The 16,797-nt window shown below is 36.4% G+C and carries 19 protein-coding genes; 13 read left to right on the top strand and 6 right to left on the bottom strand.

The window, feature by feature from the left end; genetic code table 11:
- Positions 1-20: 20 nt before the first annotated feature.
- A complete protein-coding gene (locus tag NK356_RS19815; protein ID WP_034696233.1) occupies positions 21-875 on the bottom strand; it encodes a hypothetical protein in 855 nt (284 codons plus the stop codon).
- A gap of 69 nt (positions 876-944) precedes the next feature.
- Here NK356_RS19815 and NK356_RS19820 point away from each other — a divergent pair, with 69 nt between their 5' ends.
- The 9 genes from NK356_RS19820 (at position 945) to NK356_RS19865 (ending at position 6,817) form a co-directional block, all read left to right on the top strand.
- Positions 945-1,463, top strand: coding sequence for a Crp/Fnr family transcriptional regulator (locus tag NK356_RS19820; protein ID WP_034696232.1), 519 nt, complete (start codon positions 945-947; stop codon positions 1,461-1,463).
- Between the two features lie 53 nt (positions 1,464-1,516).
- Positions 1,517-2,062 carry a DinB family protein gene (locus NK356_RS19825; RefSeq protein WP_253317831.1) on the top strand — a complete coding sequence of 182 codons (546 nt, stop codon included), beginning with the start codon at positions 1,517-1,519 and terminating at the stop codon, positions 2,060-2,062.
- 39 nt (positions 2,063-2,101) lie between these two features.
- The gene (locus NK356_RS19830) at positions 2,102-2,614 is read left to right on the top strand and encodes a methylated-DNA--[protein]-cysteine S-methyltransferase (protein WP_034696333.1); all 513 of its coding nucleotides are present in this window, start codon (positions 2,102-2,104) and stop codon (positions 2,612-2,614) included.
- A gap of 95 nt (positions 2,615-2,709) precedes the next feature.
- Positions 2,710-3,477, top strand: coding sequence for an isocitrate lyase/phosphoenolpyruvate mutase family protein (locus NK356_RS19835; protein WP_253317832.1), 768 nt, complete (start codon positions 2,710-2,712; stop codon positions 3,475-3,477).
- Entirely contained in the window at positions 3,474-4,520 is a 1,047-nt protein-coding gene (locus NK356_RS24285) for a bifunctional transcriptional activator/DNA repair enzyme AdaA (protein ID WP_367399316.1), read from the top strand. Before NK356_RS19835 ends, NK356_RS24285 begins: the two co-directional genes overlap by 4 nt.
- Before the next feature lie 61 nt (positions 4,521-4,581).
- Positions 4,582-5,187, top strand: coding sequence for a CDP-alcohol phosphatidyltransferase family protein (locus NK356_RS19850; protein ID WP_253317833.1), 606 nt, complete (start codon positions 4,582-4,584; stop codon positions 5,185-5,187).
- A gap of 128 nt (positions 5,188-5,315) precedes the next feature.
- Positions 5,316-5,918 (top strand): DUF2911 domain-containing protein, encoded by a 603-nt coding sequence (locus NK356_RS19855; protein WP_079241242.1) that lies wholly within the window; start codon positions 5,316-5,318, stop codon positions 5,916-5,918.
- 3 nt (positions 5,919-5,921) lie between these two features.
- Positions 5,922-6,449 carry a GNAT family N-acetyltransferase gene (locus tag NK356_RS19860; protein WP_034696225.1) on the top strand — a complete coding sequence of 176 codons (528 nt, stop codon included), beginning with the start codon at positions 5,922-5,924 and terminating at the stop codon, positions 6,447-6,449.
- Complete coding sequence (locus tag NK356_RS19865) at positions 6,446-6,817, top strand: cupin domain-containing protein (RefSeq protein ID WP_034696224.1); 372 nt, start codon at positions 6,446-6,448, stop codon at positions 6,815-6,817. Before NK356_RS19860 ends, NK356_RS19865 begins: the two co-directional genes overlap by 4 nt.
- Positions 6,818-6,887: 70 nt before the next feature.
- On the opposite strand, the gene NK356_RS19870 is transcribed toward NK356_RS19865, so the two are convergent.
- A complete protein-coding gene (locus tag NK356_RS19870) occupies positions 6,888-7,643 on the bottom strand; it encodes a LytTR family DNA-binding domain-containing protein (RefSeq protein WP_034696223.1) in 756 nt (251 codons plus the stop codon).
- Positions 7,640-10,522 carry a sensor histidine kinase gene (locus NK356_RS19875; protein ID WP_253317834.1) on the bottom strand — a complete coding sequence of 961 codons (2,883 nt, stop codon included), beginning with the start codon at positions 10,520-10,522 and terminating at the stop codon, positions 7,640-7,642. Before NK356_RS19875 ends, NK356_RS19870 begins: the two co-directional genes overlap by 4 nt.
- Positions 10,523-10,748: 226 nt before the next feature.
- Here NK356_RS19875 and NK356_RS19880 point away from each other — a divergent pair, with 226 nt between their 5' ends.
- Positions 10,749-11,648 (top strand): T9SS type A sorting domain-containing protein, encoded by a 900-nt coding sequence (locus tag NK356_RS19880; RefSeq protein WP_034696219.1) that lies wholly within the window; start codon positions 10,749-10,751, stop codon positions 11,646-11,648.
- Positions 11,649-11,824: 176 nt separating this feature from the next.
- Positions 11,825-12,205, top strand: coding sequence for a PEGA domain-containing protein (locus tag NK356_RS19885; RefSeq protein WP_034696218.1), 381 nt, complete (start codon positions 11,825-11,827; stop codon positions 12,203-12,205).
- Positions 12,206-12,270: 65 nt separating this feature from the next.
- Here the strand turns inward: NK356_RS19885 and NK356_RS19890 are convergent, their stop codons facing one another.
- From NK356_RS19890 to NK356_RS19900, 3 genes are all read right to left on the bottom strand, one after another.
- Positions 12,271-13,014 (bottom strand): dienelactone hydrolase family protein, encoded by a 744-nt coding sequence (locus NK356_RS19890; protein ID WP_081906457.1) that lies wholly within the window; start codon positions 13,012-13,014, stop codon positions 12,271-12,273.
- 63 nt (positions 13,015-13,077) lie between these two features.
- Positions 13,078-13,689: an HAD family phosphatase gene (locus NK356_RS19895; protein ID WP_253317835.1), complete on the bottom strand. Its 612-nt coding sequence runs from the start codon at positions 13,687-13,689 to the stop codon at positions 13,078-13,080.
- Between the two features lie 33 nt (positions 13,690-13,722).
- A complete protein-coding gene (locus NK356_RS19900; protein ID WP_034696216.1) occupies positions 13,723-14,154 on the bottom strand; it encodes a type I restriction enzyme HsdR N-terminal domain-containing protein in 432 nt (143 codons plus the stop codon).
- Positions 14,155-14,161: 7 nt separating this feature from the next.
- Here NK356_RS19900 and holA point away from each other — a divergent pair, with 7 nt between their 5' ends.
- Both holA and trxB read left to right on the top strand, forming a co-directional pair.
- Positions 14,162-15,199: a DNA polymerase III subunit delta gene (gene holA / locus NK356_RS19905; RefSeq protein WP_034696215.1), complete on the top strand. Its 1,038-nt coding sequence runs from the start codon at positions 14,162-14,164 to the stop codon at positions 15,197-15,199.
- Positions 15,200-15,521: 322 nt separating this feature from the next.
- Positions 15,522-16,463, top strand: a complete 942-nt coding sequence (trxB, locus tag NK356_RS19910; protein ID WP_034696214.1) for a thioredoxin-disulfide reductase — start codon at positions 15,522-15,524, stop codon at positions 16,461-16,463.
- Positions 16,464-16,797 lie beyond the last annotated feature (334 nt).

Consider the following 16,797-nt stretch of genomic DNA (forward strand, 5'->3'; position numbering starts at 1 on the left):
AGTAAAGAGTTATTAATATTTTAATTCATTTTGTAATAAGGTTCTGAAAAATATTTGCTGGGTTTGATGTAAGCCATTTTCCTTTCTGCATCAAAGATCCAGATAAACCTGCGAAGCATATCAGCACCGATATAACTTACATTTTGGGTTTTCAGTTCACCGGAGAAAAATCCTACGGAAACATCTTTAAAAACACTATTTCCCAACTTGAAATACGGCAGAACAGCTTGTTTGGTCGTTAAAGTTTTACCTTCAGAATTTTTTAATGTTTTTTCTCCCGTTACCTTCAGTTTTTTCTCCAGATTCTTTTCTTCTGCAAACTCATTGCTGTACAGAAGCGCTCCGGAAAATCCGGATTGCAAAACAAAATAGGCTTCCTGTTGTTGATCACCATCAAGGACATTGTCTGCGGCAAGATAAAATCCATCATGATCCAGAATGATATTGATGGGTTGGTAGCCTTTGAGATCCGGCATTTTGTCGTACATCACAAACTGGTTATTATCGTAATCAATTTTAAATGTTTTCCCTTCAAAAATTCCGGTTCCGATTTTTCCGTCTGCTTCGTGGCCTGTTAACTGATTGTCAAAAAAACGTACATTTTTCTGAGTGATTTTTCCGATTTGTACTGTATTGTGGTCGCTGAGTTCTTCTTTGTTGAAAATAATATGATTTGCTTTCTGCTTGCCATCAGGAGAAATGGCATAATCTTTCATGGCAATCTGGAACATCAGATTCAGCGAATCCTTTTGGTTGACAAGGGTTTTGACAATAATATTATTGTGCTTGGTGATCCGGAAAGGGATGGTCTGCTGTGCTTTCATACCGTAAAATCCGGCCGAAAGCAGTATAAAAAGTACTGTTTTTTTGAGCATTATCAGTGATTAGTGTTTTAAAACTTTAAAATTACCTATTATCTTTGGAAAAGCAAATAATAAAATGAAATGGTTGAAAAATTGCTTCAGAGTGGAATCCATTGGGAAAAGAAAGAATTCAGACGAAACGAATTCCTGAAGATTTCAGGCAGTATAGACACCCATATTTATTTTATTGAAAATGGAAGCGTCCGGATTTTTATGATGGATGAAAATGAGGAGAGGATTATTCGCTTTGGATATACCGGAAATATTATAGTAAGCCTGGATTCCTTTTTATCGGGAAAACCTTCGGATCTTTATATTCAGGCCATTAAGAAAACAATGGTAAGAATGGCCTCGAAAAAGGATTTCTATGCATTTATACAATCAAATGAAGAACATATGAAATTCTGGATGAACGTGTTGGAAGACCTCGTATTACAGCAGCTTGAAAGAGAAAAAGACTTGCTGATCAATGCTCCCGGAGAACGTTTTGAAAGAGTTTTAAAACGAAGTCCGAAACTGTTTCAGGAAGTTCCCAATAAATACATCGCCAATTATCTGAGAATGTCGCCGGAAACTTTGTCCAGACTTAAAAAATCTTGAGTTCAGTCAAGATTTAAGAACATTCAGATCAGCATATTTGCATAAAAAACGTAATGAAAATTTCAACCTCAGAATTACTGAATGAATTAAGAAATAGAACTGAAGAACATTTACACTTTGCTGAAATGTTGTCTTTAAAGACGGAACATGATCTGAATTTCAGAACTTCAACAGAAAGCTGGAGTACATTGGAATGTCTGGAACATCTTAACCGGTACGGAGATTTTTATATTCCTGAAATTAACCGTACTATTTCTTCTGCCGGAAAATCTTCTCAACTCTATTTTAAACCCGGAATTCTTGGGAATTATTTTGCTAAAAGTATGCTTCCCAAAGAGAAACTGAATACAATGAAAACACTTAAAGCGATGAATCCTATCCACAGCAATCTGGATAAAAGTGTAGTGAATACCTTCATTAACCATCAGGGGAAATTACTTGAGTTATTGGAGAAAGCGCAATATATTGATTTAGAAAAGACAAAAACAAGTATTAGTATTTCAAAGCTGATCAAACTGAAATTGGGAGATACCTTTCGTTTTGTTATTTATCATAATGCAAGACATGTTGAACAGATAAAAAGAATTTTAACGGATTAAAAACAAGTTATGATTTCCAAAAAGCTTAATTTTAAACTAATGGAAATTATACACCAAAAAAACATATCAACCCCGTTGGGCGAAATGATTGCCTGTGCCGTAGATCAGGGGATTTGTCTGCTGGAATTTACTGACCGGAAAAATATTGAAAAGCAATTGAAGGCTTTATCAAAGGTTCTGAATGCAGAAATTGTAGAAAAAGAACATCCTCATTTTGTTCACCTTGAAAAAGAACTGAAAGAATATTTTGACGGACAAAGAAGTCATTTTGAAGTTCCATTGTTTACTACCGGAACTGAGTTTCAGGAAAAAGTGTGGCAGCTTCTCCGTGAAATTCCGATGGGAGAAATCAGAACGTATAAACAACAGTCAGAAATACTGGGAAACCCCAAGGCGATACGTGCCGTAGGAACAGCCAACGGCATCAATAAAATTGCTATTTTAATTCCCTGTCATCGGGTGATTGGTTCAAACGGTGAATTGGTTGGATATGCCGGAGGTATCTGGAGAAAACAAAAACTGCTGGAGCTTGAAAAGGCAATCTTATTTTAAAACCAAAATTTACATTCAGAGAATTATAAAAAATAGATGTTCATTTTTCGGTTGTAGAGCAGGTAGTAATCTTTCTATTTTTGAATAAAAAAATTATGATCAGTTTTAAACAGTTACATCATGGTGAAGAACCATTACTTTTGGGTAATGTATGGAATGTAGAAAGCGCAAAGGCATACGAAAAGCTGGGCTATAAAGCATTAGCAACCTCAAGTTCGGCAGTCGCACTGAGTTTAGGATATGAAGATGGAGAGCAGATGACCTTTGAAGAATATTTTTATATCATTAAGAGAATCAAGGCCTCCGTTTCAATTCCTCTGTCGGTAGATCTGGAATCCGGATATGGTCATGAAAATGATACCGTTGTGTCCAATATTATGAAACTTATAGAAATTGGAGTATCAGGAATTAATATTGAAGATACAAACGTTATTGACGGAACACGAAAACTGCTACACAGAGATGTTTTCTATAAAAGATTAAAAGATATTTTTATCAAATTAGGAGAAAACAGAGGTAAGGTATTTATCAATGTACGCACAGATCCTTTTTTATTGAATATTGAAAATGCATTGAAAGAAACTTTAGAGAGAATTAAACTATTTGAAGAACTTGATGCTGATGGTGTTTTCGTTCCAGGGATGACAGCTGAAAATGACATCAGGACGATTACAGAAGCAACCTTTCTTCCTGTGAATGTTATGGCATTGCCTGATTTACTGGATTTTGACATGCTTAAAACATTAGGTGTAAAAAGAGTTACTTCAGGTGCTTTTATGTACAGACACATCTACAGAGAGCTTGAAAAAGCAAGTCAGAAAATTACAGATACAAGAAGTTTTTCACCTCTTTTTATTGAATGATGGAACTTACCGAAAAAATCATGTATGAGGCATCTTATACCAAAGATGTTTCATTCGAAGGGATATTCTGGATGGGTGTAAAAACCACAGGAATATTCTGCAGACCGACCTGTACCGCAAGGAAACCTAAATTTGAAAATGTAGAATTCTTTTCCAATACTAAAGATGCGATGCTCAAAGGGTATCGTCCTTGTAAAGTGTGCAGGCCTTTGGAAAATCTCAATGCTACACCTCCGTATATCAAGGAGTTACTGAAAGAAATTGCTGATGATCCTACAGTAAAGCTTAAAGATTATGATCTTGTAAAAAGAGGATTGGAACCCGCAACAGTCCGCAGATGGTTTCTGAAACACCATGGAATTACGTTTCATGCTTTCCAGAGAATGTCAAAACTCAATACTGCTTTTAAAAAGCTTCAACAGGGAGAATCAGTGACAGAGGTAGCATTTGATACAGGATATGAAAGTCTGAGCGGTTTTAATGAGAGTTTTAAGAATATTTTTGGAGTATCACCTAAGAATAATTCCATGGAAAAGATCATTGACCTGAAGAGAATAGAAACGATGCTGGGAACGATGATAGCCTGTGCTGATGAACATGGAATCTGCCTTCTTGAATTTTCCGACAGAAAAGCGCTTCCCACAGAACTGAAGAGTATTGCAAACTATTTTAAAGCAAATATTATACAAGGAGAAAATCCTCATTTTGTTACGCTGGAAAAAGAATTGAAAGAGTATTTCGAAGGGAAAAGAGTCGTATTTACAGTTCCTCTTTCTCCTGTAGGAACAGCTTTCCAGAAAGAAGTCTGGAATATTCTTCAGGAAATTCCTTATGGTGCTACAAGAAGCTATCAGGAACAGGCAGATATTCTGGGAAACCCAAAATCTGTAAGAGCTGTAGCCAATGCCAATGGTCTGAATAAGATATCCATTATAATACCTTGTCATCGTGTAATTGGCAGCAACGGACAATTAACAGGCTATGGAGGAGGAATCTGGAGAAAGCAAAAATTACTGGAACTGGAAAAGGCTATTTTGTTTTAGAAATATAAAAAGAATTTTATCCTTATCTTTCGCCATTTACAATAAGTTTTTTCCTCTTTTTATGAAATCGAAAATTCCGGATATCTTAATTTTTTCCAGACTGATTATTGGGTTTATCATCATTTCTTTAAGTGTAATTAAAATTGAAAACTATCAGATTATTACTGTTATTCTGTTATCAATCGGGTTATTAACTGATATTTTTGATGGAATTATAGCAAGGCATCTTCAGGTTTCAACTCAGAAACTCAGACGTCTGGATTCTACTGTTGATCAGATTTTCTTTATCTCGGTAGGAATTGCAGCGTATATACAATGTCCTGAGTTTTTCAAAACAAACGCTTCCAAAATAATCATTCTTGCAGGATCTGAAGCCCTTATTTATCTGGTAAGCTTTTTAAAATTCCGAAAGGAAGTGGCGACACACTCTATTGGTGCCAAGATCTGGACTTTATTACTTTTTGGAACACTGATTCAGGTCATTTTACAATGCCAATCTATTGTTTTATTTAACCTTTGTTTTTGGGTTGGTTTACTTACCAAAGCAGAGATTATAGCCATTCTTCTTATACTGAAAACCTGGGCGAATGATGTTCCTTCTGTTTTTCATTCCATACAACTGAGAAAAGGGAAAACGATTAAGAAAAATAAATTGTTCAATAGTTAATCATTTACTTTTTATAAGGATTTGATTAAAAAATACCTTCATAGAAAAATATCGGTAAAACAAAATTTAACGAAGTTTGGGAAAGCTATTTCGTTTTGATTTTTGTAATTTTAAGCAAAAATTTACACGTGAAAAAGTTAATAATAGCAGTTTGCATTTCAGTTTCAGCATTCAGTTTTGCTCAGGATTATTCTGTACCGGCAGCAAGTCCGCGTCAGAAGGTTGAGCAGCAGTTTTCTATGTCTAAGATCTCTATCGACTATGGAAGACCAGGAGTGAAAGGACGTAAGATTTTTGGAGAATTGGTTCCTTATGGCCAGGTTTGGAGAGCAGGAGCTAACTCATCTACAAAAATTACTTTCGGACAGGCCGTTAACTTCGGAGGGAAAACAGTACCTGCAGGAACATACGGATTATTCATCGTTCCTACAGAAAAAGAATGGAAAGTTATCCTTAATAAAGATTTCCAGCAATGGGGAGCTTATACTTACGATCCAAAACAGGATGTGGTAGATGTTACAGTACCAGTTAACAAATTGACCGACAAACAGGAGTGGTTTGAAATCACTTTAAATCCTACTGATGAAAATACAGGAAACCTGGTCATCAAATGGGATATGGCTCAGGCAGAAGTTCCGTTGAAGCCATCAAAACTAGACACTGTCATCAAGATTTCAGACAAACTGAAAGAAATCAAGAAAATAGAATCAGATTCTACTAAAAAGAGCTAAATAATGAATTTTTCTGTTCAGCCTGTTTTAGAGAATGAAGAATTTCAATTAATCCCCTTACAGCAAGGGGATTTTGAATCTTTATATGAAGTAGCTTCCGATCCGAAAGTCTGGGAACAACATCCCAACAAAGATCGATATAAGAGAGAGGTTTTTGAAAACTTTTTTAAAGGAGCTATGGAGAGTAATGGTGCTTTCAAAATTATGGAGAAAGCCACCGGAGATATATTGGGAAGCAGCCGTTATTATAATTTTGATGAAGAGGACAATCATATTTTCATCGGATATACTTTCTATGGAACAAAATCATGGGGAAAAGGCATTAATCCTAAGGTAAAAAAACTGATGCTGGATTATATCTTCCAGTTTGTAGACAAAGTTCATTTCCACATTGGAAAAGAGAATTTCCGTTCGCAGACAGCTTTGGAAAGATTGGGAGGGCAAAAAATTGCTGAGGAAGAAGTAGCTTATTTTGCAGAGCCTACAAGAACCAATTTCGTGTATGAAATTAAAAAAGAAGATTGGGCATGAAAAAATATAAAATCCAACAGTCACCATTTGTAGTGCCTACTACAGACGGAAAACTGATCGAAGAACACTGGGGAAACTCTACGGGAAATTCTACTGTTTCAATTGCTCACATGGTGGCCCCTCCGGATTGGAGTGAACCTCACCAGACTCCTGAATTTGATGAATTTACCTACATTATTTCAGGGAAAAAGCAATTTGAAATAGACGGGGAAATTGTTACGCTGGAAAAAGGGCAGAGTATTCTTATTGAAAAAGGAGCGAGAATCCGTTACAGCAATCCGTTTTCAGAACCTTGCGAATATCTTGCCATCTGTCTTCCTGCATTTTCTATGGAATTGGTACATAGGGAAGAGGAAGGTGTAGACTAATAAGCGATTAAAAAATATATAAAAAGCAAATCTGCAGAAAGGTAGGTTTGTTTTTTTATGCCATGCATTATTATTTCATTCTTTTAATAATCCGGAGAAACTCATCTTTTTTTCTCTGAGAAACCTGTAAAGAAGTTTCATCGCTCATGATGATATAACCGCCACGGCCACGGATGTATTTTTCAACATGTTGAAGATTGATGAGGTGCTGATGATGAATACGGACAAAACCCTGATCCTTCAGTGTTTCTTCAAAGTAGGCCAATGTATGGGATATCATCATTCTTTTTCCTCCTTTGAAAAAAATGGAAGTATAATTATCATCAGCCTGAAGACGTACAATATCCATAGTATGTACATAGACAAGACCTTCCATAGTTGGCAATGCAATTTTGCTTTGTTCTACAGGAATTTTAATATGATGAAGCAAGGCAGATAATTGTTGGATTTTGTTTTTATCCTCTAAAAGTTTAGCCACCCTGTTCACTGTAATAATCAATTCGTGAATCACAATGGGTTTCAGGAGATAATCTACTGCATGATGTTTAAATGCCTGTACAGCATACTGATCATAAGCAGTAACAAATACGGTATAAAAATTAATATCCGATATCTTCTCAAACAATTTAAACCCATTTTCAACAGGCATATTGACATCCAGAAATACCAATTCCGGAGACTTTTCTATAATGACCTCCACAGCTTCATTCACAGAATCTGCTTCCCCGATTATTTCAATATCCGGGCAATATTTGGATAAGAATCTAAGAAGAGTTTCGCGTGATTCCTGTTCATCATCTACAACGATAGATTTTATTTTACTCATAGGAATGGGGTGTTTTTAATAGTTATTCTCACAATGGTTCCCTGTATTGAAGGATCTGTCGTTTTTTTATCAGTAATTTCTGTTGAAATAGATGTTCCGTAAAGTTCATTGATAGCAGAAATTCTTCCGGCGGTAATTTTTAATCCCATAGATTTATAATCATCTGGTCTGCTGTCAAACTCACGCGCTTTTTCAAATCCTACACCATTATCTTCCACAATACAAATGATTGAATCTTCACTTCTGCTGCAGGATATCCTTAGAGTTCCTCCTGTTTTCAAATGTCTCAATCCATGGCTGATTGAATTTTCAGTATAAATTTGGAGAAGCATCGTGGGAATTTTTATTTGCTCCAATCCGGGTTCTACAAAAATTTCATAGGTGAAATGGTTTTTAAAACGCATCTGCTCCAGTTCAATATACGTTTTAAGCATAGCCATTTCTTTTTCTATGGTATTCCAGTGTTCTTTAGAATGGGTGAGGGTCTTTCGTATAAGATCTGAAAAGGCTGCCATATAATAATTGGCATTCAGTTCATCTTCTTTTCCATAATAGTTCTGAATGGCGTTCAGTACATTGAAGATAAAATGAGGGTTGATCTGTGCACGGAGCGCCTGCATTTCCAGTTCTGCAATTATCTTTTTTCTTTCGGTTTTTTCTGCTTCTTTTTTACGGATAATACTGATGCGGTGTCTGTATATAATGATAATGAAAACCAGCAATAACAGAAATATTCCTCCCATGAACCATAGTTCTTCCCAGAATGGAGGTTTTACAACAATGGCAAGCACGGCGGGAGTTTTATTCCAGGTATTATTTTTTCCGGAAGCCCAGATATTCAGATGATAGTTACCGGGTTTCAAAGCTCCGAGGGTTAATGTGCTTTCTTCTGTAATCACTGTATCATTCTCCGCTCCGGAAAGAAGATATTTGTATTTAATATCTTTTTCATCCAGATACGAAATAGCAGTATAGGAGATTTGAGCATTATTCTGATTGTATTTGAGACTGACCTTTTTAGGGTAATAAACGAGACTGTCTTTAAAAACAGCTTTCAGAAAATACACTTTGTAAGGCTGACTTTTACTGACCTGATCCTGATCGATCATAATAATTCCATTCGATGTGGCAAGAAAAGCCTTTCCTTCTCCGAATGTAATGTTATTGATCATATGGCTCGGAACTCCGTCAGCAGCCGAGAAGTGATAAATAGAGTAGTGCATTTGGTCATCAAAAGTGATTCTTGATAAACCTTTATCTGTATTGACCCATAATCTTTCTTTCTCGTCTACATAAGCTTTTTCACAAATATTACTGATGAGTCCATTCGTTGTATTCAACTTGATTATCCTTTTGCCATCCCGAATGAAAACGCCATCAGAATGAGTACTGATGATAAGTCTGCCTTTCAGGAAATTCAAAGAGGTGATGCGGTTTTTGCCTAAAGATGGATCGTGAATGAATTTTTTTAAAGATGGATTATAATAGAATAAACCCTGTACTGTCCCTAGCCAGTAGATTCCTTTTTCGTCAATAGCGGTTGCCGGAGCAGCTATGGTGGTGGTAGTCAATTCCGGCAATTTGGTGAATTTCTTTTCTTTCAGATCATAAATAAGCTGATTCCTTTTTTCATTGCTGGTTTGACTTATCAGTACGGCGTTATTTCTGATAGATGCTGATTTTTGAGAAAATTCCAGAATCTTTGTGTATTGATTACCGGTAAGACTGCACAGATATAAACCTCTGTCTGTTCCGGCGAAAAAGGCATTGTTATTAATTGGGGCAATATATCTGAGTCTGTTCCATTGTCCATCGCCCAGTGTATATAATGGTTTGAAGCTGTTTTTATCTCTTATCATGATGGCACTGTTGTTATATCCTGCCAAAAGTTTTCCTCCCGGCAGATATTTCACGGTAAGAACATTATTGTCAGTAAGTCCATCATCAGTAGTATAAATGAGGGTTTTATTGGCAGGCTGCATATAAACACCTTCGTTGGTAGGATACCAGCTATTACCCTGATTGTCTATAAAGCTGCTGTAACTTACAATACCTTTCATTGCAATGTATTTGGGGCTTTGACCTGTTCTCTGATCAGGATCATATTCCAGGATTCCGCTTGTTGTACAACTCCATATTTTACCATTTTTACCTATCGTAAGATCAAGGATATTGCTGGGCATTTCAATTTTTTTGACCACCGGTTTATTTCCTTTAAATACAACATCATATAAGATATTAAGATGTCTTGTATAAAGGTGACCTTTGAAATAGAAACATGTTCTAACCGCTTTTTCTTTAAAGGTATGAATGATTGTTGATCCCGGATAATTATTCCTTATGATTCTCTTTGCTGACACATAGTAATCTTTTCCCTGATCAGAAAAATGTAAGTAAGGAGACTGTGATGTGCTGTCTTTGGGATTGGAAATGCTGTTTTTACCTATAATATATTTCGTATGCTGATTAGAATAAAGACTCCATCTTGGAACAATATCGTAAAAACCAATTTTCTTTTTTTCCAGGAGACGGCATAGTTTATCATTCTGTGCAGAATACACTTTTCCATTATAAATGTAGGTTGGGCTTCCGTTATAGGTGCTTACCCATAATCTCTGCCAGGAGTCTTCCCATGCCTGAAAAGTTTCATTGTCCGGAAGTCCATGATTACTGGTAATGGTCTCAAAATGATGTCCGTCAAATCTGGAAATTCCCCAGCTGGTACAAAACCAGATAAATCCTTTGCTGTCCTGATATACGGAGTATACCGTATTGCTTGGCAGACCGTCACTTAAACTATAATGACGAAGTTGCGGCTTCTGGCAGTACATCAGCAGACTTTGAAATAACAGGAATAATATGAGGAGGTAATGATACATAGTTTTCAGGCTAATATAAAAAAATCTCCAGAATGAGAAATACCTACATGTGTCATATTTACAGCTCTTTGTCTCATTGAAAGGATCAAAATACTCGCCTGGGATTTTATCTTACTCACTTGCTCATTAGTTCTTTTTATTTCCTTAAAAAAGAGACAACTTGTACCTGTTTATCGGTAACGGCGTCCCGTGACAATAAAGAACGCCATCACAAAAATATTATCTTATGAAAAAAACTTTAACTAAGATCTTTCGATCATCAGATTCATTTTTAAAAAGAAGAAAAACAAACCTTCTTATTTTTGCTGCTTTATTTTGCAGTACGGCTTTAAGTGCTCAGTTTGTTCCCGTTAATCCTTCAGGCACAACAGTAAGTGTAAAGAGAGAAGACCAATCCCCAGTCCCATTACCCAATGCTCCTGGATATGTTCCTTCTCCCGTATCATTGGAGTTTAAGACAGGTACAATAGTAGAAAAAAAAGATTTCCCTGCAGGTCAGATTACTAGTCAGAATTTTTTACTTCCAGATGTCTTTACAACTATAGGAAGTCCTCCTGTAATACGTACTTTTAAAGTTTCATTTTCTAATCCTGGATTAACAAGCAGATATTATCCCATTCCAATGGCAATTGATGGAGCTACAACCATTATTCCCGGGTGCTGGTCACCTGAGATGGACCCAGGATTATTTTATTATGGAGGACCTAATACCCTTAGTAATCCTAATAGAAGCTACGGGTATGGGGTAACACTTACCCGTAAGTCTACTACTAATTACCTTCTTCAGTGTACTAAATTTCTCTGCCACATATGTGATATTAACCCGTGTAATCCTCCGACTCTGACAGCTAGTAAATCAAGTACGTCCGGGCAGAATAAAGCGAAACTTTATCCAAACCCAAGCAACGGGTTATCAGAACTTTCATACACTGCTTCAGGAAGAGAAACCATTACTGTAATTGTTACTGATATTGCAGGCAGAACAGTATATGGATATAAGACGGATATTGAAGCTGGAACTGTTAAACTGCCTATTGATATTCAAACCTCATTACAAGGAACCTATTACGTCAACTGGAGCTCCAGCAACGGAAACTCAGGTTCATTACCATTGATCAAGAAATAAATTTGTACCGGTAAAAACTAATAATGATGAAAAAGCGCACTTTAGTGCGCTTTTGTGATTTATAATACTGAAACCCTTATGAATACTGTTTCTGAAGAAATATTTACTCCAATTGATAGTATTTGTTTTTGAATTATTTTGTAAGTTCGCGGACTTAAAAAAATGAACTAAAATCTATGAAAAACAAATTATCAATTGTATTCATGCTGGCAATCGCGCTTTCTACCACTTCATGTGCAACCATTTTTACAGGAACTCAGGATTCAATCGCTTTTTCTTCAAGCCCTGAAGGAGCAAAAGTATTTCACAAAGGAATAGAAAAGTGTACAACCCCTTGTACTACTAAAATCCCAAGAGCTTTAGGTAAGCAGATGGTTACATTTGAAAAAGAAGGATTTGAGAAGCAGGAAATAAAGTTGACAAAAACTTTTAATGCCGTGACTTTATTGAATATTATTCTGGGAGGAGCAATAGGAGTAGGAATTGATGCTGCAACAGGTTCTCTGACCAAATATTCTCCCAAAAAATATGATGTTGAGCTTCAGGCTAAACCGTAATTAAGCTGATAATATAAAAGTAAAAAGGCAAATTCATCAGTTTATGAATTTGCCTTTTTTTATGTTTATTTTAAAATTTCTTTCAGGAAGAGCAGCGTATGATTCCATGCTCTTTTGGCCATTGTTGCATTGTAATCCGGTGATTTCGGATCTGTGAATGTATGTTTAGAATGAGCGTAGGTGATGATCTGCCAGTCGGCATTTCCTTCATTCATTTCTTTGATGAGGTTATTGTAATCATCAGGAGTTACACTTTTGTCATCTGCCGGATTTTCAACCAGGATTTTAGCCGTCAAAGTCTCATTTTTTCTGCTCTGATCTCTGCCCAGACTTCCGTGGATGGAAACCACACCTGCTACAGGAAGATGTCCTCTTGCGGATTCCAAAGCTCCTGTACCTCCGAAACAGTACCCGATAACTGCTACTTTATCAGAAATAGCTCCGTTTTTCTTCAGTTGTTCCAAAGCCAGTGAAATTCTTTTCTGGTACTCCTGATAATTCTGTTTGTAATATCCGGAAGTTTTAGCGGCGGATTCATTGTCTGTCGGAATTTTTCCTTCACCGTAGATGTCAGCAATAAAAGCAATATAGCCTTGCTTTTCAAGTTCAATAGCGGCTGTTTTAGCTTCTTCATCAATACCTTTCCAGGCTGGAAGAATGAGTACTCCCGGAAGTTTTTTTCCTGTATTGGAGGTAATAAGGCCATTCAGCTTCTGGGAGCCGTCCTGATAGGAAACAGTTTTAAGTTTCTGGCTGAAAAGGTTTCCCGAGGCCATAATCATTGCGGTTAATAAGATGGAACGTATCATAATGAATGGTTTGTGAGTTAGTAGGTTGTAAAACAGATTAAAAGTAAGAAAATATTTAAAGAATTAAACCTCTACGCCCAATTTCTTCAGTTCATTTGTTAAATCCGTATCCGGAAAAACCTGAATGGTGGTAAAACCCAAAGATTTTGCCATTTCAATATTCCTTGTATTATCATCTATAAAAACCGATTCTTCAGCTTTTATATGATATCTTTCTAACAGAACATACCAGATTTTAGGGTCAGGTTTGATCAGTTTTTCTGTTCCGGAAACGACTATTTTTCCTTCAAAAATCTGGAAAAAATCATAGTTTTCCAAAGCATATGGGAAGGTTTCTTCAGACCAGTTGGTTAACCCAAATAGGTTATAATCTGTATTTTTAAGTTTTCTTAGAACTTCAACGTTTTGTGGAATATCACTTCTCAGCATTACCGTCCAGTTGTCGTAGAAAGCCCGGATTTCTTTTTCCCATTCCGGGAATTTCTTTACCTGAATTTCTGTTCCTTCGGCAAGGCTTCTTCCCCGGTCCTGTTCAATATTCCATTCATCATGGGTAATATTTTCGAGGAAATATTCCATTTTTTCGTTATCATTAAAATAATCTTTGAAATAATATCTCGGGTTCCAGTCCATGAGTACGCCTCCGAAATCAAATATGATGTTTTTTATTTTCATAATAATTAATATTGTTGTGATTTACTGCTTTTTTTATTCCGGTCTGTAAAACTGATACTGTCCGTCTTCATAATAAGCATTGATATGCTGAAGCCCGTTAGTCAGAATAATTTCTCTGGCTCCGATAATAGAATTGTATCGGGCAGTCTGCTCAAATGTTTTTTCTGTTAGTTTGATCTGCGGAGCTTTACATTCAATCAGAATTACGGGTTCGGTTTTTTCAGTAACCAGAAGGTCAATTCTTTTGGTAAGGCCATTCAGAACAATCTTTTTTTCGGTAATCAGAGCCGATGTGGAGTAGGATTTTACAGTAAGATAATAATGTATCCAGTGCTGTCTGACCCATTCCTCAGGAGTGAGCAGAAGATAAGTTTTGCGAACCAAATCATAAATAAAAAACTTATCTTTGTCTTTCTTGAATTTAAAATCAAAAGTTTCCTGAAAATTCAGTTTTGGAAGTTCCATTAATAAGATGAAAGAATTAGATTTAATCCTCAAAAATATTAAAAATAAAGAAGTTTTACCTATTTATTTTTTCCACGGAGAAGAAGCTTACTTCATTGATGTTGCTGTAAAAGCCCTTGAACATAACTTTTTGGAAGAAGATGAAAAAGCTTTCAACCAAACGGTTACTTACGGAAAAGATACTTCTTATCAGGAAGTTCTTTCCCTGGCAAGACAGTTTCCGATGATGGGAGATAAGCAGGTGATTATTGTGAAAGAAGCTCAGGATTTACGATTCAATGAAGAGGAAAACAGAATTTTGGAATCTTACGTTGACAACCCTGTTCCTTCTACTGTTTTGGTCTTTGCTCATAAGCATAAGAAACTGGATAGCAGAAAAAAAGCAGCCAAAGCCTTAGATAAAGTCAAAGCACTTTTCCTGAGTGAATCTGTAAAGGAAAGCAACTTACCGAAATGGATTTCAGATGAATGCGCAAAACTGAAAATCAATACAGCTCCTAATATTTCTCATCTTCTGGCAGAATATCTTGGAAATGATCTTTCAAGAATTTCCAACGAGCTGAACAAACTGAAAATGATCCTTAAAGAAGGAGAAATCCTTGACGGAATCATCGTTGAAAACCATATTGGAATTAGTAAAGAATATAATATTTTTGAACTTCAGAAGGCTTTGGGAACGAAAAATGCCAATGCAGCTTTTAAAATTGCCCATTTTATGGGTAAAAACCCAAAGAATAATCCTTTTGTCATGATGCTGGCAAGCCTTTACAATTATTTTTCAAACGTTATTATTTATCAGACGATGGCGGGGCAGCCACCACAGACCATTGCTTCACAGATGGGAGTAAATCCTTATTTTATCAAAGACTATGCAGAAAGTGCCAGACTTTACCCTTTGAAGCATGCCACAAGAGTCATTTCTATTTTACGTGAATTCGATATGAAAGGTAAAGGACTCGGAGCGGTAAATATGGGAGAAGCGGAGTTGATCAGAGAACTGGTGTACAAAATTATCAATGTAGATAAGATTAAGATGAAGGTGTGAGGCGAGTTGCGAGATACGAGGTAACGGCTGCGTGATAAGTGTTGCGAGGTAACGGGATATGTGATTCGAGGTTTGAGGTTTAATAGAAAAAAGTTTTAAATTTTCTTACCAACCTAAACCCTGTAACACAATAACCCGAATCCCGAATCCAAATAACCCGAATCCCGGAACCCGAACCGCAAAACTCACCCCACAGCAGCTGCCATCGAAATTCAACATATCAGATATTGACAAGTATCATTAAAATAACTTTAAAAAGAAATTAAAAATTCCGAAATTAGCAGTCTTAATTCAAATTAAATCTTTTCGAACAAAGTAAATTATGGAGCAAAACATTTTAGATTGTGTGATCGTTGGATCTGGGCCTTCTGGCTTCACCGCTGCTATCTATGCAGCAAGAGCAGACTTGAAACCTGAATTGTATACAGGTCTGGAGCCGGGCGGACAATTAACAACCACTACAGAAGTTGACAACTTCCCAGGGTATCCAGCCGGGATTACAGGTCCTGAAATGATGATGGATCTGCAAAAACAGGCAGAAAGATTTGAAACCAAAGTTCATTACGAAATGATCACTAAAGCTGAATTCTCTAAGGAAGTAGGCGGTATTCATAAATTATATGCAGGAAATAAAGAGATCCTTGCTAAAACAGTAATCATCTCTACAGGAGCTACAGCAAAGTATTTAGGTCTTGATGATGAGAAAAAATATGCAGGAGGTGGTGTATCAGCTTGTGCTACGTGTGACGGATTCTTCTACAGAGGAAAAGACGTTGTAGTAGTAGGAGCGGGAGATACAGCTGCTGAAGAAGCTACTTACCTTGCAAAATTATGTAAGAAAGTAACGTTATTGGTGAGAAAAGATGTTTTCAGAGCTTCAAAAGCAATGGTTCACAGAGTGGAAAGTACTCCGAATATCGAAGTGAAATTCCATCATGAATTAATCGGGATTGAAGGAGAAAACAGTCTTGTAGAAAGAGCTGTAATCATTAATAACCAAACTCAGGAGAAATCTACAGTGGATGTTGAAGGTATCTTTATCGCAATTGGTCACAAGCCGAATACGGATATCTTTGTAGGTCAGGTAGATCTTGATGAGAACGGATATATCGTGACTGAAAAAGGTTCTTCAAGAACAAATCTTCCAGGTGTATTTGCTGCCGGAGATGTTCAGGATCATATCTACAGACAAGCTATTACAGCTGCAGGAAGCGGATGTATGGCTGCAATGGATGCAGAAAAATATTTAGCTGAATTACACTAATCCTATTCAGCTTATACAATACAAAGCGTACCCGATGGGTGCGCTTTTTTTGTTGGAAAACACAAAGGAGAAGAGATCTTCAAATTATTTTGAACCATTAAGAAACTTGAAGCTGTGAAGGATATTTAAGGAAATTTCTAAGATTTTTCAAAAGATTATTAAAACTCTCGCAGATCATGGAGATCATGCAGATTTTTTTCGTAATAATTTATCTGCTTCGTTTGCAAAATCAGCGAGAGACTTAAAAATTTGCATTTATCAATTTTATCGGAGATAAAATCCTTGCGCCCTAAGGCAGTATGTTTTTTAATATTTTTAGCGCCCTTGCGTTTTT

Origin of the sequence: Chryseobacterium sp. S0630, assembly GCF_024158915.1 — a bacterium.
Taxonomy (GTDB): Bacteria; Bacteroidota; Bacteroidia; order Flavobacteriales; family Weeksellaceae; genus Chryseobacterium.